Source organism: Enterobacter sp. BNK-14, from assembly GCF_047456095.1.
In the GTDB taxonomy this organism is placed as follows: domain Bacteria; phylum Pseudomonadota; class Gammaproteobacteria; order Enterobacterales; family Enterobacteriaceae; genus Enterobacter; species Enterobacter kobei.
Genome location: NZ_CP179897.1, coordinates 713438 through 733184 on the forward strand (window position 1 = coordinate 713438; position 19747 = coordinate 733184).

17 protein-coding genes and 2 tRNA genes are annotated in these 19747 nt (G+C 51.0%); 8 read left to right on the top strand and 11 right to left on the bottom strand.

The window, feature by feature from the left end; all coding sequences use genetic code 11:
- The first annotated feature begins 63 nt into the window (after positions 1-63).
- Positions 64-1524 (top strand): cardiolipin synthase, encoded by a 1461-nt coding sequence (gene cls / locus ACMGGM_RS03465; RefSeq protein ID WP_008502791.1) that lies wholly within the window; start codon positions 64-66, stop codon positions 1522-1524.
- Between the two features lie 33 nt (positions 1525-1557).
- Positions 1558-1887: an HI1450 family dsDNA-mimic protein gene (locus ACMGGM_RS03470; protein ID WP_003856748.1), complete on the top strand. Its 330-nt coding sequence runs from the start codon at positions 1558-1560 to the stop codon at positions 1885-1887.
- A gap of 34 nt (positions 1888-1921) precedes the next feature.
- On the opposite strand, the gene ACMGGM_RS03475 is transcribed toward ACMGGM_RS03470, so the two are convergent.
- From ACMGGM_RS03475 to ACMGGM_RS03505, 7 genes are all read right to left on the bottom strand, one after another.
- On the bottom strand, positions 1922-2788 hold the full coding sequence (locus ACMGGM_RS03475; protein ID WP_050862652.1) for an ion transporter: 867 nt from the start codon (positions 2786-2788) through the stop codon (positions 1922-1924).
- 14 nt (positions 2789-2802) lie between these two features.
- Positions 2803-3807: a murein tripeptide/oligopeptide ABC transporter ATP-binding protein OppF gene (gene oppF / locus ACMGGM_RS03480; protein WP_014884159.1), complete on the bottom strand. Its 1005-nt coding sequence runs from the start codon at positions 3805-3807 to the stop codon at positions 2803-2805.
- Positions 3804-4817, bottom strand: coding sequence for an ABC transporter ATP-binding protein (locus ACMGGM_RS03485; protein ID WP_014884160.1), 1014 nt, complete (start codon positions 4815-4817; stop codon positions 3804-3806). The genes oppF and ACMGGM_RS03485 overlap by 4 nt, the downstream gene beginning before the upstream one ends.
- Positions 4818-4828: 11 nt before the next feature.
- Positions 4829-5737 carry an oligopeptide ABC transporter permease OppC gene (gene oppC / locus ACMGGM_RS03490; protein ID WP_014884161.1) on the bottom strand — a complete coding sequence of 303 codons (909 nt, stop codon included), beginning with the start codon at positions 5735-5737 and terminating at the stop codon, positions 4829-4831.
- A gap of 12 nt (positions 5738-5749) precedes the next feature.
- Positions 5750-6670, bottom strand: a complete 921-nt coding sequence (gene oppB, locus ACMGGM_RS03495) for an oligopeptide ABC transporter permease OppB (protein ID WP_063943224.1) — start codon at positions 6668-6670, stop codon at positions 5750-5752.
- A gap of 83 nt (positions 6671-6753) precedes the next feature.
- Complete coding sequence (gene oppA, locus ACMGGM_RS03500; RefSeq protein WP_023330572.1) at positions 6754-8385, bottom strand: oligopeptide ABC transporter substrate-binding protein OppA; 1632 nt, start codon at positions 8383-8385, stop codon at positions 6754-6756.
- A gap of 772 nt (positions 8386-9157) precedes the next feature.
- Positions 9158-9805, bottom strand: coding sequence for a YchE family NAAT transporter (locus ACMGGM_RS03505; protein ID WP_014884164.1), 648 nt, complete (start codon positions 9803-9805; stop codon positions 9158-9160).
- Positions 9806-10285: 480 nt separating this feature from the next.
- Between ACMGGM_RS03505 and adhE the strand changes: the two genes are divergently transcribed.
- Entirely contained in the window at positions 10286-12964 is a 2679-nt protein-coding gene (gene adhE, locus ACMGGM_RS03510; protein ID WP_023330573.1) for a bifunctional acetaldehyde-CoA/alcohol dehydrogenase, read from the top strand.
- Between the two features lie 65 nt (positions 12965-13029).
- Here the strand turns inward: adhE and tdk are convergent, their stop codons facing one another.
- Positions 13030-13644 (bottom strand): thymidine kinase, encoded by a 615-nt coding sequence (gene tdk, locus ACMGGM_RS03515; protein WP_023330574.1) that lies wholly within the window; start codon positions 13642-13644, stop codon positions 13030-13032.
- A 550-nt stretch (positions 13645-14194) separates the two neighbouring features.
- On the opposite strand from tdk, the gene hns reads away from it, so the two are divergent.
- Entirely contained in the window at positions 14195-14608 is a 414-nt protein-coding gene (gene hns / locus ACMGGM_RS03520) for a histone-like nucleoid-structuring protein H-NS (RefSeq protein ID WP_008502781.1), read from the top strand.
- 200 nt (positions 14609-14808) lie between these two features.
- On the opposite strand, the gene galU is transcribed toward hns, so the two are convergent.
- The 3 genes from galU to rssA all read right to left on the bottom strand — a co-directional run bounded on the left by galU (position 14809) and on the right by rssA (position 17925).
- Complete coding sequence (gene galU, locus ACMGGM_RS03525; protein ID WP_014884167.1) at positions 14809-15717, bottom strand: UTP--glucose-1-phosphate uridylyltransferase GalU; 909 nt, start codon at positions 15715-15717, stop codon at positions 14809-14811.
- Between the two features lie 200 nt (positions 15718-15917).
- Entirely contained in the window at positions 15918-16931 is a 1014-nt protein-coding gene (rssB, locus tag ACMGGM_RS03530) for a two-component system response regulator RssB (RefSeq protein ID WP_414149119.1), read from the bottom strand.
- Between the two features lie 91 nt (positions 16932-17022).
- Positions 17023-17925, bottom strand: coding sequence for a patatin-like phospholipase RssA (gene rssA / locus ACMGGM_RS03535; protein ID WP_063943226.1), 903 nt, complete (start codon positions 17923-17925; stop codon positions 17023-17025).
- A 114-nt stretch (positions 17926-18039) separates the two neighbouring features.
- Here rssA and ACMGGM_RS03540 point away from each other — a divergent pair, with 114 nt between their 5' ends.
- From ACMGGM_RS03540 to ACMGGM_RS03555, 4 genes are all read left to right on the top strand, one after another.
- Positions 18040-18498, top strand: a complete 459-nt coding sequence (locus ACMGGM_RS03540) for a YchJ family protein (RefSeq protein ID WP_023330576.1) — start codon at positions 18040-18042, stop codon at positions 18496-18498.
- 46 nt (positions 18499-18544) lie between these two features.
- Complete coding sequence (purU, locus tag ACMGGM_RS03545) at positions 18545-19387, top strand: formyltetrahydrofolate deformylase (protein WP_014884171.1); 843 nt, start codon at positions 18545-18547, stop codon at positions 19385-19387.
- Positions 19388-19544: 157 nt separating this feature from the next.
- A tRNA-Tyr gene (locus tag ACMGGM_RS03550) sits at positions 19545-19629 on the top strand.
- 35 nt (positions 19630-19664) lie between these two features.
- Positions 19665-19746: transfer RNA gene (locus ACMGGM_RS03555), tRNA-Tyr, on the top strand.
- The last annotated feature ends 1 nt before the right edge of the window (position 19747 follow it).

Below are 19747 nucleotides of genomic sequence, written 5' to 3' on the forward strand. Positions count from 1 at the left end.
TTTGCCAGATGAATCCTGATGCGTACACTCATAACAATACGCTTTCAAAAGGATTTTTTAACCATGACAACCTTCTACACCGTGGTGAGTTGGCTGGTCATTTTGGGATACTGGCTGTTAATCGCGGGTGTGACATTACGCATCCTGATGAAGCGCAGAGCCGTACCCTCTGCCATGGCCTGGCTTCTGATCATTTACATCCTCCCGCTGGTGGGAATTATTGCCTATCTCTCTTTCGGTGAGCTTCATCTGGGTAAACGCCGGGCCGAGCGGGCGCGTGCCATGTGGCCTTCCACCGCGAAGTGGCTTAACGATCTTAAAGCCTGCAAACATATCTTTGCCGAGGAGAACAGCAGCGTAGCCTCCTCGCTGTTTAAGCTCTGCGAACGGCGTCAGGGGATTGGCGGCGTTAAGGGGAACCAGCTCCAGCTTCTGACCTCCTCCGATGACGTGATGCAGGCGTTGATCCGCGATATCCAGCTTGCTCGCCATAACATTGAGATGGTGTTCTATATCTGGCAGCCCGGCGGCATGGCCGACCAGGTCGCTGAATCCCTGATGGCGGCCGCGCGTCGGGGGATCCACTGCCGTCTGATGCTGGACTCCGCAGGCAGCGTGGCGTTTTTCCGCAGCCCTTGGGCAGGCATGATGCGTAATGCCGGTATCGAAGTGGTTGAGGCGCTAAAGGTAAATCTCCTGCGCGTCTTTCTGCGCCGGATGGACCTACGCCAGCACCGTAAAATGATCATGATTGATAATTATATTGCCTATACCGGCAGTATGAACATGGTTGACCCGCGCTTCTTTAAACAGGACTCCGGCGTCGGGCAATGGGTGGATCTGATGGCACGAATGGAGGGGCCGATTGCCACCTCGATGGGTATCGTTTACTCCTGCGACTGGGAGATAGAGACCGGCAAGCGTATTCTGCCCCCACCGCCAGATGGCAACATCATGCCGTTTGAAGAGGCCAGCGGTCATACTATTCATACCATTGCCTCCGGGCCTGGCTTCCCGGAAGACTTAATTCATCAGGCGCTGCTGACGGCTACCTACTCAGCGCGTGAATATTTGATCATGACGACGCCCTACTTCGTCCCCAGCGATGACCTGCTGCACGCGATCTGTACCGCAGCGCAGCGCGGTGTCGATGTGAGTATCATTTTGCCCCGCAAAAATGACTCGCTTCTGGTGGGCTGGGCCAGCCGCGCCTTCTTTAGCGAACTGCTGGCCGCCGGGGTGAAAATATACCAGTTTGAAGGCGGGCTGCTGCACACCAAGAGCGTGCTTGTCGACGGCGAATTAAGCCTGGTGGGCACGGTAAACCTCGATATGCGCAGCCTGTGGCTGAACTTTGAAATCACCCTGGTGATTGATGACGCCGGATTTGGCGGTGACCTGGCGGCGGTGCAGGATGATTATATCTCCCGCTCGCGGCTGCTGGATGCCAGGCTGTGGGTAAAACGCCCGCTGTGGCAGAGAATAGCTGAACGACTGTTTTACTTCTTTAGTCCGTTGCTGTAAAACGTGCCCAACGATGTTAAACAGGTAGTCATCATGGAAATGGATCTGAACAATCGCCTGACCGAAGACGAAACGCTCGAGCAGGCCTATGACATTTTTCTCGAACTGGCGGTTGATAACCTCGATCCCGCGGACGTGATCCTCTTTAATCTGCAGTTCGAAGAGCGCGGCGGTGCCGAATTGTTCGACCCTGCAGAAGACTGGGCTGAACATGTGGATTTCGACCTGAATCCTGACTTCTTTGCCGAAGTGGTGATTGGGCTGGCTGATGAAGATGGTGGGGAAATTAACGACATTTTCGCTCGCGTCCTGCTCTGCCGGGAGAAAGACCACAAGCTGTGCCACATTCTCTGGCGCGAATAATAAAAAAGGCTGCGATGGCAGCCTTTTTTATTTACTACGGTAACTCGCTCCCACAGCGGTTGCAAAACCGCGCGCTCTGCTCATGTTCGCCCTGATGACAGCGCGGACATTTACGCTGCGCTTTGTGGCTTTGAAATGCACTGCTCATGTGCGTGGTAATTAACCCCGTCGGGATAGCAATCACCGAATACCCAATCAGAATGAGCACAGATGCCACTATGCGCCCCAGCGGCGTATGGGGTGTGATATCACCGTACCCCACGGTCGTCACGGTCACGATGGCCCAGTAGACGGAGGCGTTGAGCGTTGTGAAGCCGTATTTGGGCCCTTCTATCAAATACATCAGCGCGCCGAAAACAATCATCACAATGGCAATAAACGAGTAAAACAGAATAAGCTGATGTCGTGCGCTAACGATGGCACTCCAGAATACGCGCAGCGACGGCATAAAACGCAGCAATTTAAGAATTCGCAATACGCGAATCACGCGCATGGCGCGCCAGGCGAAAACATAGTTGAGACTGATTTCTGGCCATAGCCACATGACATAGAGCGGCAGGATCGTCGCTAAATCGATAAAACCCCAGAAGCTGAATACGTACTTTGCCGGATTGGGCCAGCAAACGACCCGCAGAATATACTCAGCGGTAAAGACCAGGGTGATCGCCAGTTCAAGCCAGACAAAGGCATGCCATTCATCAAAAGTCAGGTGATATTGTGTCCCGACACCGGATTCAATAAAGATGACAATGACGCTAAGTAACGCAAACAGCGCGCAGAGTCCCTCAAAACGGCGTCCCGATACCGTTTCTGGATCGAATAAAAGATGATAGAGCCGTCGACGGGCTGAAGTGAATAAACGCGACACGGTAACCTCGCAATAAATAAGGGCTGACATCATGTCAGCCCTTGCGATTATAACGGGTCTACTTTAAGGCAGGAAACCGCATGTCGGAAACTGCCTTCCAGAACCGGTCGTGTTTTCGCACATTCCGGCCCGGCCATCGGGCAGCGCGTACGGAACACGCAACCTGACGGCGGATTAATCGGTGAAGGCAATTCTCCTTCCAGAAGCTGGATCGTTTTATTTTTCTCCAGATCGGGATCGGGGATGGGTACTGCAGACATCAGTGCTTTGGTGTAAGGGTGCAGCGGATTGTGGTACACCTCATCATACGTGCCCAGCTCCACGGCATGACCCAGATACATCACCAGCACGCGGTCAGAAATGTGTTTTACGACGGCCAGATCGTGCGCAATGAAGATCAGCGACAGCCCCATCTCACGCTGCAGTTTCTGCAGCAGGTTTACCACCTGCGCCTGAATGGAAACGTCCAGCGCGGAAACTGGCTCATCACAGATAATCAGCTTCGGCTCAAGGATCAGCGCACGCGCAATACCAATTCGCTGACACTGACCGCCGGAGAATTCGTGCGGATAACGGTTAATGAGGTTAGGCAACAGCCCCACTTTCAGCATCATCGCCTTTACGCGATCACGGACTTCCTGACGCGGCATCTTAGGATGATAGGTGCGCAGCGGCTCGGCAATAATCTCTCCGATGGTCATACGCGGGTTAAGTGATGCCAGCGGATCCTGGAAAATCATCTGGATGTCGCTTCGCACGTCGCGCCACTCGTCGGGCTTCATCCCCAGCAGGTCTTTACCCAGCCACGCCACTTTTCCGTCGGTAGCTTTGACCAGGCCGATAATGGCACGTGCGAAAGTGGATTTCCCACAGCCGGACTCGCCCACGACCCCCAGGGTCTCCCCCTCGTACAGACGCAGGGTGACGCCATCGACCGCTTTTAGGGTTTTCGGCGGCTGCCAGAACCACTGTTTACCGTCCTTAATGTCGAAATGCACTTTAAGGTCAGCGATTTCGAGCAGCACATTGCGTTTTTCATCTAATGCGTTCATACCAGCTCCTCCTGCGGCTTAAAGCAGGCGCGCAGACGGCCTGGTGCAAATGCTTCCAGCGGCGGTGCGCTGTTGCAGATTTCCATCGCATGCGGACAGCGCGGCTGGAACGGACAGCCTTTTGGCAGACGCAGCAGGTTTGGCGGGTTACCCGGAATGGTGAGCAGGGATTCCCCTTCCGCATCAAGCCGCGGCACCGCGTTCAGCAGGCCAATGGAGTATGGATGGGCAGGCTGATAGAACACGTCCCGCGCTTTGCCGTATTCCATCGTACGACCGGCATACATCACCAGCACTTTGTCACAGATACCGGCAACAACACCCAGATCGTGGGTAATCATGATAATCGCCGTGTTGAACTCACGCTTAAGCTCGTTCAGCAGGGTCATGATTTGCGCCTGAACGGTAACGTCCAGTGCGGTAGTCGGTTCATCGGCAATCAGCAGTTTTGGCCGGCACAGCAGCGCCATAGCAATCATCACGCGCTGACGCATACCGCCGGAGAATTCGTGCGGGAACATGCGCATGCGCTTACGCGCTTCCGGCATTTTTACCGCATCCAGCATTTTGACGGATTCCTCAAACGCTTCCGCTTTCCCCAGACCTTTATGCAGCATCAGGACTTCCATCAGCTGCTCACCGACGCGCATATACGGGTTCAGCGAGGTCATCGGGTCCTGGAAAATCATCGAGATCTGCTCGGCACGCAGCTTGTTCAGCTCGTGCTCCGGCAGGTTGAGGATTTCGCGACCATTGAATTTTGCGGAACCGCCAATCACACCGTTAGATGCCAGCAGGCCCATCAACGCAAAGGCGGTCTGGGATTTTCCGGAGCCTGATTCACCGACAATCCCCAGCGTTTCACCCGCGCTCAGGTTGAAGTTGAGATCGTTGACGGCGGTAACATCCCCGTCAGGGGTTTTAAAGGTCACACGGAGGTCTTTTACGTCCAGCAGAAGATTGCTCTGCTGTTGCGCCTGTGGCGCAGTGGCCGTTTCAATAATTGTCATGACGGCGCTCCTTAACGGTCTTTCGGGTCGAGGGCATCACGCAGGCCATCGCCGATAAAGTTGAAACAAAACAGTGTGACCACCAGGAAACCCGCCGGGTAGAGCAACAGCCACGGTGATACTTCCATCGAGTTTGCACCATCGCTCAACAGCGCGCCCCAGCTGCTCAGTGGTTCCTGCGTACCCAGCCCCAGGAAGCTGAGGAAGGATTCAAACAGGATCATGCTTGGCACCAGCAGTGAGGCATAGACCACAACCACCCCCAGCACGTTAGGAACAATATGGCGAACCACGATATTTCGGGTAGATACGCCACCAACCTGCGCGGCTTCGATAAATTCTTTACGTTTCAGGCTCAGCGTCTGGCCGCGTACGATACGCGCCATATCCAGCCAGGAAACCATCCCGATGGCCACGAAAATCAACAGAATGTTCTGGCCGAAGAAGGTCACCAGCAGAATGACGAAGAACATAAACGGGAAGGAGTTCAGGATTTCCAGCAAACGCATCATCACTGAGTCCACTTTGCCGCCAAGGTAGCCGGAAAGTGAGCCGTAGAGCGTACCCAGAATTACCGCCACCAGCGCGGCGGCGATACCGACCATCAACGAGATACGCCCCCCAATCGCGACGCGCACCAGCAGATCACGGCCGGATGAGTCGGTCCCGAAATAGTGACCGGATTCCATATCCGGCGCGCTGGACATCATGCCCCAGTCCGTATCGAAATAGGTAAATTGCGACAGCATCGGTGCCAGGGTCACAAACAGCGCGATGATCACCAGAACCACCAGACTGGCGACGGCGGCACGGTTGTGCATAAAGCGACGGCGTGCATCCTGCCAGAGACTACGACCTTCCACTTCCAGTTTTTCACTGAAGTTTTCCAGCGCCTCGCTGTTTTTCTTACTCAACATCATGGCGTGCTCCAGTTAGTAACGGATTTTCGGGTCGATGACGGCATACAGCACATCAACGATCGCGTTAAAGAGAATGGTGAGCGCACCAACGAGGATCGTCAGGCTCAGTACCAGCGAATAGTCGCGGTTGAGCGCGCCGTTAACGAACAGCTGACCAATGCCCGGCAGGCCGTAGATGGTTTCGATAACCATCGAGCCCGTGATGATCCCAACGAATGCAGGCCCCATATAGGAGAGCACCGGCAGCAGCGCCGGCTTGAGCGCATGGCGGAAGATAATCCGGTGCATCGGCAGCCCTTTCGCGCGCGCGGTGCGGATGAAGTTCGAATGCAGCACTTCGATCATAGAACCACGGGTGATACGCGCGATACTGGCGATATAGGCCAGAGATAATGCCACCATTGGCAAAATCATGAACTTCAGCGCCCCGCCGTTCCAGCCGCCGCCAGGCAGCCACTTCAGCGTAATGGCAAATATCATCACCAGTAATGGCGCGACAACGAAGCTGGGTATCACTACCCCGGTCATTGCCACCCCCATTACGGCATAATCCCATTTGGTATTTTGTCTGAGCGCGGCGATAACGCCTGCGGTGACCCCGAGAACGACGGCCAGAATGAATGCCGCAGCACCCAGTTTTGCCGAAACCGGGAAGCTGGAGGCCACCAGGTCGTTTACGGAATAGTCTTTATATTTAAATGACGGTCCAAAATCACCGTGCGCCAGCTGCTTCAAATAATTGAAGTATTGGGTAGTGATGGGATCGTTTAAGTGATACTTCGCCTCGATATTCGCCATAACTTCCGGCGGCAGCGTACGTTCACCGGTAAATGGACTTCCCGGTGCGAGACGCATCATAAAGAAGGAAATCGTAATTAGAATAAATAACGTTGGTATCGCTTCTAGACAGCGACGCAGGATAAATTTCAACATTGCCCGTACCTTCTGGCGTGTGCCTGATGAATGTTACAAAGTAGACACAGTGGGGCAAGCCAGGCTCACCCCACGTATTGCCATTAATGCTTGATAATATAAAGATTCTTAACGGAAATATTATCCAACGGGTCTTTACCGGTATAACCCCCTACCCACGGTTTCACCAGACGGGCGTTAACGTAGTAGTAAACCGGTACGATTGCAGAGTCTTTATCGAGCTGCTCTTCAGATTTCGCGTACAATTCTGCGCGTTGCGCATCGTCAGACACTTTCAGCGTATCAGCGATGATCTTGTCGAACGCCGGGCTCTTATAGTGCGCAGTGTTGTTTGAACTGTCGCTGAGCATCGTGTTCAGGAAGGAGGTCGGTTCGTTATAGTCCGCACACCAGCCTGCACGCGCCACGTCGAAGGTCCCCTGATGACGCGTATCGAGGAAGGTTTTCCACTCCTGGTTTTCCAGCTTAACGTTGACGCCCAGGTTTTTCTTCCAGATAGACGCGACGGCGATAGCCAGTTTTTTATGCAGATCTGACGTGTTGTACAGCAGGTTAAACGTTAATGGCTTATCGGCAGTGTAGCCCGCTTCAGCCAGCAGCTTTTTCGCTTCTTCGTTACGTTTTTCCTGAGACCACTTGAACCATTCAGGCTCAACCAGTTTCATTCCATCGGTATAAGGAGGGGTGTAGCTATACGCCGGGAGATCGCCCTGGTTTTTCACTTTGTTCACGATAATATCGCGATCCAGTGCCAGCTTCAGCGCAGTACGAACGCGTACGTCGGTGAACGGTGCTTTCTGGTTGTTGATTTCGTAGTAATAAGTGCACAGGTATGGGTCGACGTGAACTTCTTTCGGGATCTCTTTTTTCAGCTTCTGGAACAGTTCAATCGGCATGTTGTTATAGGTCATGTCGATTTCACCGCTACGGTAGCGGTTAACATCCGTTACTTCAGAAGAGATTGGCAGGTAGGTGACCTGATTAATCACGGTCTTCGCGTTATCCCAGTATTGCGGGTTACGCTCCAGGACCATACGTTCGTTGACCACCCAGTCTTTCAGCTTATAGGCACCGTTGGTCACGATATTGGCAGGTTGCGTCCATTTTTCACCAAATTTTTCCACAGCGGATTTTGGTACCGGGGAAACGGATGGGTGAACCAGCAACTTATAGAAGTACGGAACAGGTTCGCTCAACGTCACTTCAAAGGTATTGGCATCGATCGCTTTCACGCCCAGGTCGGTGACCGGCTTTTTACCGGCGATGATGTCATCGATATTGGCGATGTGGCCATATTGCAGATAGCTCGCATACGGAGAGGCGGTATTTGGATTCGCCAGGCGCTGCCAGCTATACACGAAATCTTCGGCGGTAACCGGCGTACCGTCGGACCATTTGGCATCTTTACGCAGATGGAAGGTCCAGACTTTAAAATCTTTATTTTCCCACTTTTCTGCCACACCCGGTGCCGGGTGGCCGTCAACGTCAGTCACCAGAAGACCTTCGAACAGGTCACGGTTAACGTTTGACTCAGGAACACCTTCAATTTTGTGCGGGTCAAGAGACTGAACTTCCGCACCGTTGTTACGCACCAGCGTCTGTTTCTCCGCCAGTTGTACTCCTGCAGGAACGTCCGCAGCCATTGCAGCATTGCCCGCGATTAGCGCAGTTAAAATCCCCGCCGCTACCAGATTTTTTTTTGTGATGATGGACATTGTGTTGGTACTCCACTCATTATAATTACTGGCTTTCGCCAGCTGTCTATTCCCCTGTTGGGGCCTGTACAGCGCAGGAGTTTTTTTTGCTGCTGTCAGGTTCTTCTTTTACTACTTGCTATCACCGACTTTTTTTATTACTGACTGCTCGTATGGCCGTCTTGCGTCGATTCTTCACAGGCCTCCCCTGTTTGAGACCTGAGCTGGATATCTGAGAAGAGAGCTATATGAAAATAATTCTCATCTGATTGTTTTATGCTGCAAAATAATAGGCCGGAAAGTATCAAATGGCGTAAACGCGCGCCAATACATTTTGCAAATTTGTTAAGCAATTCTCTTTTACGAAGTACGTCGTATCGTTGGGGGCAGCCCTGCCAGACATCGAAAGCCGGTAAAAACACCGGGTATTCAATAAGGTAGAGAAAACTTCCTCTACTCGCGCGTCGCTGCGCTACTTTTGAGTGATTTTGTACAAAAATTTAACAACTGATCATTATTTAGCACATTCCTCTAAGGGAAAGTTGAAATTACTAATAACATTTCGGTTATCTCTCAGCAAGCCCCAGAGTATCGTGTGAGTAAAATAACAGAGCGTTCGAAGATTTTCTGTGCAGGCGGGATTGTGCGAAATTCATAACTCTTTGAAATAAAAGAGATGAACATTATTAGTAGAATTTATTATGATATGTGAGCATTTCAACTTTAGTTATATGATTTGCTGATATTCACGTAAAAAAAACGGAGCCGTAGCTCCGTTCTTTCATTCGAAATATTAGTGTAGCAAGCCGGGGAAAATGCTTTTAATACCGGTGACAATGAATTCGATCCCTAACGCCATCAACAACAACCCCATAATACGGGTGATGACGTTAATCCCCGTCTGTCCCAGCAAGCGAACCAGCCAGGGCGCCATACGAAATACCCCCCAGCAGCAGAGCGCGAAAACAGCAATGGCGACAGAAAAACCAATCAGGTGCATGAGGCTATGGTAACGCGTACCCCAGACAATGGTCGAACTGATAGCACCGGGACCGGCCATGAGCGGTAAAGCCAGTGGCACCACGCCGATACTTTCGCGTATCGCGGTTTCTGACTTCTCCTGCTTGTTCTGTTTATCCTCGCCCAGCTTACCGCTGATCATCGACATGGCGATGGTCACCACCAGGATCCCACCCGCAATGCGGAAGGAGTCGATGGAGATACCGAAGACCTGGAGAATGGCATCCCCCAGGAAAAGCGAGGTGAGCAAGATGATCGCCACAGACAGGTTAGCGGTGAGATTGGTTTTGTTCCGGGCCGCCGCCGTCTGGTAACTGGTCATACTAATAAAGACAGGAATGATACCCACCGGGTTAACCAGGGCAAACAAACCGATAAAAAATTTGAAATACGTTGGAAAATCAAAGAGCGTTTGGATCACGTTTTGCTCCGCCTTTGCACATGCCCGGGACTGACAACGTTGTCATGAAAAATCGCGCTGAAGATACGCTTTTTATTAGCATACTTCACCAGAAATCTGTGCCAAAACGTTAGCATTTCAGAATGTTAAACATATGTTGAATCATTGATGCCACCACTTCCAATAGTTACTTAATTAATTAACAGTGGAAAAATATCCATGAAATAACCCTGCTGAAAGGTATCAGCTTGGGGAGAAATTGACGCAGATCATGATTTCCGTACTCAGAAGTGAGTAATCTTGATTACGCCCCCCAGGAAGGTCACCTGTCAAAAAGGGATGATGCTAAGGTAAGGCTCTTTTAGTAAATTAGTGTGCTGGAGCATAAAGTAACCCATTGTTTTACTTTATGTAACGCAAGTCGTATTGGCACTGTCTATACTGTCTGACGTATCGAGCGCTGGTTTACTAAAAGAGTTTAAACATTATCAGGAGAGCATTATGGCTGTTACTAATATCGCTGAACTGAACGCCCTCGTCGAGCGCGTTAAAAAAGCCCAGCGTGAATATGCCAATTTCACCCAAGAACAGGTTGATAAAATCTTCCGCGCTGCCGCTCTGGCTGCTGCAGATGCTCGAATCCCTCTCGCTAAAATGGCCGTTGCCGAATCTGGCATGGGTATCGTTGAAGATAAAGTGATCAAAAACCACTTTGCTTCAGAGTATATCTACAACGCCTATAAAGATGAGAAAACCTGTGGCGTGCTGTCTGAAGACGACACCTTCGGCACGATCACCATCGCTGAACCTATCGGTATTATCTGCGGTATTGTTCCAACGACTAACCCAACTTCAACGGCTATCTTCAAATCTCTGATCAGCCTGAAGACCCGTAACGCAATTATCTTCTCTCCACATCCACGTGCAAAAGATGCGACCAACAAGGCAGCAGATATCGTTCTGCAGGCTGCGATTGCCGCAGGCGCACCAAAAGATCTGATTGGCTGGATCGACCAACCTTCCGTTGAGCTGTCCAACGCACTGATGCACCATCCTGACATTAACCTGATCCTGGCGACCGGTGGTCCTGGCATGGTTAAAGCTGCATACAGCTCCGGTAAACCTGCCATCGGTGTTGGCGCGGGTAACACCCCTGTTGTTATCGACGAAACTGCTGATATCAAACGTGCCGTTGCTTCTGTACTGATGTCTAAAACCTTCGATAACGGCGTTATCTGTGCATCTGAACAGTCTGTTGTTGTGGTTGATTCCGTATACGACGCTGTACGCGAGCGTTTCGCCAGCCACGGCGGCTACCTGCTGCAGGGTAAAGAGTTGAAAGCGGTTCAGGACATCATTCTGAAAAATGGCGCACTGAACGCCGCTATCGTAGGTCAACCCGCCTATAAAATTGCTGAACTCGCAGGCTTTACCGTTCCGGCAACCACCAAGATCCTGATCGGTGAAGTAAAAGTTGTCGACGAAAGCGAGCCGTTTGCTCACGAAAAACTGTCTCCTACGCTTGCCATGTACCGTGCGAAAGATTTTGAAGACGCGGTAGAGAAAGCCGAGAAACTGGTTGCCATGGGCGGTATCGGTCACACCTCTTGCCTGTACACCGACCAGGATAACCAGCCTGAACGTGTTGCTCACTTCGGTCAGATGATGAAAACTGCCCGTATCTTGATTAACACCCCTGCTTCTCAGGGTGGTATCGGTGACCTGTACAACTTCAAACTCGCACCTTCCCTGACTCTGGGTTGTGGTTCCTGGGGTGGTAACTCCATCTCTGAAAACGTTGGTCCAAAACACCTGATCAACAAGAAAACCGTTGCTAAGCGAGCTGAAAACATGTTGTGGCACAAACTTCCGAAATCTATCTACTTCCGCCGTGGCTCTCTGCCAATCGCGCTGGATGAAGTGATTACTGATGGCCACAAACGTGCGCTCATCGTGACTGACCGTTTCCTGTTCAACAACGGCTACGCTGACCAGATCACCTCTGTTCTGAAAGCGTCTGGCGTTGAAACTGAAGTGTTCTTTGAAGTTGAAGCTGACCCAACCCTGAGCGTGGTGCGTAAAGGTGCTGAACTGGCGAACTCCTTCAAACCAGATGTGATTATCGCTCTGGGTGGTGGTTCCCCAATGGACGCCGCGAAAATTATGTGGGTTATGTACGAACATCCAGAAACCCACTTCGAAGAACTGGCGCTACGCTTTATGGACATCCGTAAACGTATCTACAAGTTCCCGAAAATGGGCGTGAAAGCGAAAATGATCGCCGTCACCACCACTTCCGGTACGGGTTCAGAAGTTACGCCATTTGCAGTAGTAACTGACGATGCAACCGGTCAGAAATACCCACTGGCTGACTACGCACTGACCCCAGATATGGCTATCGTTGATGCCAACCTGGTTATGGAAATGCCGAAATCACTGTGTGCCTTCGGTGGTCTGGATGCCGTGACTCACGCTCTGGAAGCTTACGTTTCTGTTCTGGCATCTGAGTTCTCTGACGGTCAGGCTCTGCAGGCACTGAAACTGCTGAAAGAAAACCTGCCAGCGTCTTACAACGAAGGTTCTAAGAACCCTGTAGCGCGCGAACGTGTCCACAGTGCAGCCACTATCGCCGGTATCGCGTTTGCGAACGCCTTCCTGGGTGTTTGCCACTCTATGGCGCACAAACTGGGTTCACAGTTCCACATTCCTCACGGTCTGGCGAACGCCCTGTTGATCAGCAACGTTATCCGTTATAACGCCAACGACAACCCAACCAAGCAGACGGCTTTCAGCCAGTACGACCGTCCGCAAGCGCGCCGTCGTTATGCTGAAATCGCTGACCACCTTGGTCTGAGCGCACCGGGCGACCGCACTGCTGCGAAGATTGAGAAACTGCTGGCATGGCTGGAAAGCCTGAAAGCTGAACTGGGTATTCCTAAATCTATCCGTGAAGCAGGCGTTCAGGAAGCTGACTTCCTCGCTCACGTAGACAAGCTGTCTGAAGATGCATTCGATGACCAGTGTACTGGTGCTAACCCGCGCTACCCACTGATCTCCGAGCTGAAACAGATTCTGCTGGATACCTACTACGGTCGTGAGTTCAAAGAAGGTGACGTTGCTGCTGTGAAAACAGAAGCACCTGTCATTAAAGCTGACAAGAAAGCGAAGAAAAGCGCTTAACTGACAGCCTGATGAAAAAAACCCGCCTTCCAGGCGGGTTTTTTTATGTCTGAATAACAAAGAGGTTATTTTCTGTTGTCGTGCTGAATCGCCGTCAGAGAGCCGACTGACAGCGCTTCTTTATAATGCTTACGACAGACCGAGACATAACGTTCATTGCCGCCTATCACCACCTGCTCCCCATCTGCATAAGGTTTTCCGGCCTGATCGAGTCGAAGCACCATGCTGGCTTTACGTCCGCAGAAGCAGATAGTTTTCAGTTCCACGAGCTTATCTGACCAGGCGAGCAGATACTGGCTCCCGGCAAACAGCTCCCCGCGAAAGTCCGTACGCAGTCCGTAGCACAGAACGGGAATATCCAGCTCATCCACCACTTCGGAGAGCGCATGAACCTGTTCACGCGTCAGGAACTGGCTCTCATCAACCAGAACGCAATGAATAGGCTCTGACGCATGCGCAGCGCGGATGTCATTCAGCAGGTCAGTTTGCGGGTTAAACAATCTGGCTGGCGAAGACAGGCCTATTCTTGAACTCACCTTCCCCGCACCGAAGCGGTCGTCGATTTCAGCGGTATAAACAACGGTACGCATCCCTCGTTCCTGGTAATTGTATGAGGATTGCAGCAGTGCGGTAGATTTGCCGGCATTCATTGCCGAATAGTAGAAATAAAGCTGTGCCATTGGCCGTAAAACCCTAATCAATGTGTAATATTACCGATGATTCATTGTACCATATTTTGTCTGGTCTTCCGCGACAGGCCGCACAGAAGATGCCTTGCTGAAAGGTGTAAAACAGCTACTTCTGGCGAAAATAATCCGTTAAAACAGAGAGTAAAGATAAGCTCATTTGTGAATATGTTATAGGGTGAGCCAAACATAACACTTCTTTTTATAGTGGCATCAGCGTTCATTAAAATTCACTATTTATTAACTATTCCTGCCTTAACACCCCAGCCTGGAACTAATACAAAAGGCTGATATTTATCCGCCGAAACTATAATTCCTGCGGTAAATGTCACAAAAAAAAGATGCAATCGGCGGGGTTAAGCAGGTTAACGTGATAACAAGCGACACACAGTCGAAGAGGAAATTTAAGTTAGCGTAATTAATAATAGCGGCTTTATTTAGTATTTTTTGAATTCCTTACATTCCTGGCTATTGCACAACTGAATTTATGGCTCTATTATTAGGACAACAAACCACCCCCCATTATAAGTTTGAGATTACTACAATGAGCGAAGCACTTAAAATTCTGAACAACATCCGTACTCTTCGTGCGCAGGCAAGAGAATGTACCCTTGAAACGCTCGAAGAAATGCTGGAAAAATTAGAAGTTGTAGTTAATGAACGTCGCGAAGAAGAAAGCGCTGCTGCTGCTGAAATCGAAGAGCGTACTCGTAAACTGCAGCAATATCGTGAAATGCTGATTGCTGATGGTATCGATCCAAATGAATTGCTGAACAGCATGGCTGCAGCTAAAACCGGTACCAAAGCAAAACGCGCTGCGCGTCCTGCTAAATATAGCTACGTTGATGAGAACGGCGAAACTAAAACCTGGACTGGCCAGGGCCGCACTCCTGCTGTAATCAAGAAAGCTATGGATGAGCAAGGTAAACAGCTTGATGACTTCCTGATCAAGGATTAATCACGCCGAATTCAGAAAAATCCCGCTTCTGGCGGGATTTTTTTTGGCCGCAATTTATTGCAAACATCCTCTTACACAACGTCATAAAGCTTTATTCATCGATATAGCTATGCTTACAATCAGGCACCCCGGGGCGTTTTATGGGCATAAAAAAACCGGTGGGCAACGCCACACCGGTTTCAGACATTTACACCGGGGGGTTATTTCTTAATACCCATACTCTCATTGAGCCAGGCTTTAAATTCTTCACCCAGTGAATTGTGGCGAATGCCATATTCAACGAAAGCCTGCATATAACCGAGCTTATTACCGCAGTCATGGCTCTTACCTTTCATATGGTAAGCCTCAACGGTCTCTTTCTCGATCAGCATATCGATAGCATCCGTCAGCTGGATTTCATCCCCTGCGCCTGGAGGCGTTTTCGCCAGCAGAGGCCAGATTTCAGCACTCAGGACATAGCGCCCCACAACCGCCAGATTAGAAGGCGCTACGTCGGCTTTAGGCTTCTCTACAACGCCAACCATGGGTACGCTTTCGCCTGGTTCAAGGTTAACGCCTTTGCAGTCAACCACGCCGTAAGCCGTCACGTCATCAACAGGCTCAACCATGATCTGGCTGCTACCCGTTTCATCGAAACGCTTGATCATCTCTGCCAGGTTGTCCTGGGAAAGATCGGATTCGTATTCATCCAGAATAACGTCAGGCAGAATAACCGCTACCGGCTCATCACCGACAACCGGGTGTGCACACATCACCGCGTGACCCAGGCCTTTAGCCAGCCCCTGACGCACCTGCATAATGGTGACGTGCGGAGGGCAAATAGACTGAACTTCTTCTAACAGCTGACGCTTAACACGTTTTTCCAGCATGGCTTCGAGTTCAAAACTTGTATCGAAGTGGTTTTCGATAGAGTTTTTTGATGAATGCGTAACCAGCACAATTTCAGTGATGCCGGCTGCAATACACTCATTGACGACATACTGAATTAATGGCTTATCAACCAGAGGCAACATCTCTTTAGGAATCGCCTTAGTTGCTGGTAACATCCTGGTCCCCAATCCCGCTACCGGGATGACGGCCTTTCTGACTTTCGAATTTAGGGCAGCCATTCAAATTCTCCTGATTTGTTCAAGTTTTGAACTTTTATGCAATAAATAACGCGTTGAGTATATCAGCCTCGCCCTACAGTCCGGGTCTGAAAAGAACGCGTTGCCGATCAATTAGGACAAATACGCATGATTCTGGGCTGCGATAGTAGCACTCCCGAGAAAACAGAGGTAAAGCAATCTTAAAATTACGCTCCAGTTGCTTATTCCGTGGACAACATTAAGCGTAGCCTTCCCCCAGCCCCCCAAATTTGGCACTGCCATGAGGAACAACGGTGGCTAATTTGATTAAGATACGCCGTACCCAGTGTTCCAAGCGGTACACCGTTACTCACCTGAATATGGTGTTCGCCCGTATTCAGTGACGCATTCAGACCTGCTGAAACGAGGATAAGATTTTTTAAACCGCTATGGTAATAACCCACCAGCAGCGGGAACTGTCCCGGTAAATTGGCCTGACGAAAAAGCTGGTTTACTTGTTTGAGTAAACTGCCTAACTCAGGAAGCCGTTGTCCCTGATGCGATAACTGTTCCTGCAATAAACCGTTAAATAGCGCACGAAGTAACAACGCGGCTAATACGCCATTATCCCCTGCACGGGTTACGTCCAGAGAATAAAACGCGAGATCAGAGTCAGACAGTGGCGCAATATCCAGCACCAGCCCAGGCTGGTCAGCCGCCACCAGCTGGCGATAATTTACGCGGCAGTGTGAAATAGTCTGCTGAACGGGTGGCTGAAGTTTCTGCAACAGTTTGGCTGCTGCAGGCGGATCACTTACCAGCGCGTCCCAGTCCTGGAAAAGACGTTCCTCTTCCTCAACGCGGGAATTAAACATATTCGGATAGAGGCACGCTAATACCGTTTCACGTAACCGGTTCAGATCTTTAACGGGTTTAAGCAGGATATCCTGGACGCCAAGGCGCAATGCTTTGGCGATATCCGCCATGTTTTCTGTCGCAGAGATCACCAGAATGGGCATCTGGTCACCCTCGTTACGCAGATGTTCAACCAGTTTCAGTCCGTTCATGCGCGGCATCGCGATATCGCAAATCATCAGATCGGGCGTAATGCTGGTCATTTTTTCCAGCGCGTCGATGCCATCTTCAGCCAGTAACGTGTTTGCGCCCAGTGAGGATAACCATGAATCCAGTAGCGATCGGAAAACGGGCTCGTCTTCAACAATCAAAATGTGTTTTCCGGCCAATGGCTGCGTCATGGTTCCTCCCCTGGCTGATAGTTACTAAATAGTGGCATGCTATCGGTACTATCGCCTGTCAGATTTTGCTGAAGTAGTCAAAAAAAGGTGCTTAACGTGCTGTTCGCACAAATGGCAGCAACTCGTCTATTTTCTTTTCGACGGCTAATGAGCCCGCTGCGATGGCGGCCTCAGCCCGATGGAAATCAAGGGTAGAGATTTGTGGACAGTATGGCTGAATAAGAATATCCGGAGGATCGCCAGCCATACGGTTACGTTTAAGGCGATTCTCAAGAACCTGAATAGAGGTGGTCATGATTTCCATCGCCGTCGGTGCGGCGACCGAGCGTCGTGCGGCCAGACGCCCAATCCTTCCACGCAAACGCGCGTGCCAGGCAAGCTTCTCGCCTTCGCCATCTTCGCTCTGGAGATTGACCGGCATAAGGTCTTGCTGCATCAGGTGAGCATCGTGCTGCAAATCCACGGCAATAACGATATCGGCCCCCATGGCACGCGTCAGAGAGATGGGAACAGGATTAACGACGCCACCATCGACAAGCCAATAACCGTTATGGGGGACAGGTGCCATAAGCCCGGGAATGCTGCATGAGGCACGCACCGCAAGGTGAATATCTCCTTCGGTCAGCCAGAGTTCGCGTCCGGTGCTGAGATTCGTCGCGACGGCGCCGAAAGGCATCTGACAATCCGTGAAGTCCTGAAGAGGCATAACCTGGCGGAACTGGTTAAAGACGCGTTCGCCGCGCAACAGTCCACCGCGTTGCCAGGAGAGATCCATCAGGCGAAGCACGTCCCAGTAGCTGAAGGAACGTACCCAGGTTTCGAGTTCCGGGAGTTTGCCGCACGCATACGCGGAGCCGACAAGCGATCCTATGGAACATCCCGCAACGATATCGACGTCAACGCCCATCTTGTTTAAGGCATTAATCACGCCGATGTGGGACCATCCCCGGGCTGCACCTGAGCCCAGCGCCAGTCCAATTTTAACCTTTCTCATTAGCCCTGTTTTACTTCCCCTGGATTCCTGACATAGCGTCAACGCAACAGCTCAGTTAACATAGTGCTACCCGAGGCGTTTAACGCCCTTATTTTTTATTCCAGGAAGAGAATCGTGTCTCAACTCTGCCCCTGTGGTAGCGCTCTGGAGTATAGCCTATGTTGCCAGCGATATCTTTCTGGCAATCAGGTTGCACCGGACCCGTCACACCTCATGCGTTCACGGTATACTGCTTTTGTGATCAAAGACGCAGACTACCTGATAAAAACCTGGCACCCATCCTGCCACGCCGCCGACTTCAGACAAGAGATCGAAGCCGGGTTTACGCATACCCAATGGCTAGGACTTACCGTCTTTGAATCGTCACCCGGCAGTCACGACGACGAAGGCTTTGTCAGCTTTGTCGCCCGCTTTACCGAGAACAATAAACCTGGCGCCATTATCGAGCGTTCCCGGTTCTTAAAGGAAAGCGGGCAATGGTATTATATTGACGGTACGCGCCCACAGTTTGGTCGTAACGATCCCTGCCCTTGTGGTTCAGGTAAAAAATTTAAAAAGTGTTGCGGGCAGTAACGCCTGACAACCCAGACTTCGCAAATACAAACAGGATTTCCCGGCGATGCAATCATTACAACGTAAAGTTCTGCGCACTATCTGTCCCGATCAAAAAGGGCTGATCGCACGAATTACCAACATTTGCTACAAACATGAACTGAATATCGTGCAGAACAACGAGTTCGTTGACCACCGTACCGGTCGTTTCTTCATGCGAACCGAACTGGAAGGTATTTTCAACGACACCACCCTGCTTGCCGATTTGGACAGCGCGCTGCCGGAAGGTTCGGTGCGCGAGCTGAATCCAGCGGGCCGTCGCCGCGTTGTGATTCTGGTGACGAAAGAAGCTCACTGCCTGGGCGATCTGCTAATGAAAGCCAATTACGGCGGTCTGGATGTTGAAATCGCCGCGGTTATCGGCAACCACGAGACCCTGCGCACGCTGGTTGAACGGTTTGATATTCCGTTTGAACTGGTGAGCCATGAAGGCCATACCCGTGAAGAGCATGACAACCTGATGGCTGAAGCCATTGAAGCGCATAATCCGGACTACGTGGTGCTGGCGAAATATATGCGCGTGCTGACGCCCTCTTTCGTGGCGCGTTTCCCGAACAAGATCATCAACATTCACCACTCATTCCTGCCAGCCTTCATTGGTGCCCGCCCTTACCATCAGGCGTACGAGCGCGGCGTGAAGATCATCGGCGCGACCGCGCACTACGTGAATGACAATCTGGACGAAGGCCCAATCATCATGCAGGACGTCATTCACGTGGATCACACCTACACGGCTGAAGACATGATGCGCGCAGGCCGCGACGTTGAGAAGAATGTGTTAAGCCGTGCGCTGTATCAGGTGCTGGCACAGCGTGTCTTTGTCTACGGTAACAGAACGATTATTCTTTAATCGACAATGAAATGAACTGGTTAGCTTTCCAGCTTTGCGTGTAAAAATCAGGCAACCAGTTTATTTTTATTGTGGTAACGCTTTACAGGGGCGTGTCATTTGATATGATGCGCCCCGCTTCCAGCAGGAAGCGGGCCAGTAAATAGCATTACCCCGTGGTGGGGTTCCCGAGCGGCCAAAGGGAGCAGACTGTAAATCTGCCGTCATCGACTTCGAAGGTTCGAATCCTTCCCCCACCACCATCTCTCAGCATTACCTCAAAATGTGAATTACCCCTGGTGGGGTTCCCGAGCGGCCAAAGGGAGCAGACTGTAAATCTGCCGTCATCGACTTCGAAGGTTCGAATCCTTCCCCCACCAT

Coding starts and splice junctions, on each gene's coding strand:
- cls (WP_008502791.1), top strand. CDS start 64: ATGACAACCTTCTACACCGTGGTGAGTTGGCTGGTCATTTTGGGATAC.
- ACMGGM_RS03470 (WP_003856748.1), top strand. CDS start 1,558: ATGGAAATGGATCTGAACAATCGCCTGACCGAAGACGAAACGCTCGAG.
- ACMGGM_RS03475 (WP_050862652.1), bottom strand. CDS start 2,788: ATGATGTCAGCCCTTATTTATTGCGAGGTTACCGTGTCGCGTTTATTC.
- oppF (WP_014884159.1), bottom strand. CDS start 3,807: ATGAACGCATTAGATGAAAAACGCAATGTGCTGCTCGAAATCGCTGAC.
- ACMGGM_RS03485 (WP_014884160.1), bottom strand. CDS start 4,817: ATGACAATTATTGAAACGGCCACTGCGCCACAGGCGCAACAGCAGAGC.
- oppC (WP_014884161.1), bottom strand. CDS start 5,737: ATGATGTTGAGTAAGAAAAACAGCGAGGCGCTGGAAAACTTCAGTGAA.
- oppB (WP_063943224.1), bottom strand. CDS start 6,670: ATGTTGAAATTTATCCTGCGTCGCTGTCTAGAAGCGATACCAACGTTA.
- oppA (WP_023330572.1), bottom strand. CDS start 8,385: ATGTCCATCATCACAAAAAAAAATCTGGTAGCGGCGGGGATTTTAACT.
- adhE (WP_023330573.1), top strand. CDS start 10,286: ATGGCTGTTACTAATATCGCTGAACTGAACGCCCTCGTCGAGCGCGTT.
- tdk (WP_023330574.1), bottom strand. CDS start 13,644: ATGGCACAGCTTTATTTCTACTATTCGGCAATGAATGCCGGCAAATCT.
- hns (WP_008502781.1), top strand. CDS start 14,195: ATGAGCGAAGCACTTAAAATTCTGAACAACATCCGTACTCTTCGTGCG.
- galU (WP_014884167.1), bottom strand. CDS start 15,717: ATGGCTGCCCTAAATTCGAAAGTCAGAAAGGCCGTCATCCCGGTAGCG.
- rssB (WP_414149119.1), bottom strand. CDS start 16,931: ATGACGCAGCCATTGGCCGGAAAACACATTTTGATTGTTGAAGACGAG.
- rssA (WP_063943226.1), bottom strand. CDS start 17,925: ATGAGAAAGGTTAAAATTGGACTGGCGCTGGGCTCAGGTGCAGCCCGG.
- purU (WP_014884171.1), top strand. CDS start 18,545: ATGCAATCATTACAACGTAAAGTTCTGCGCACTATCTGTCCCGATCAA.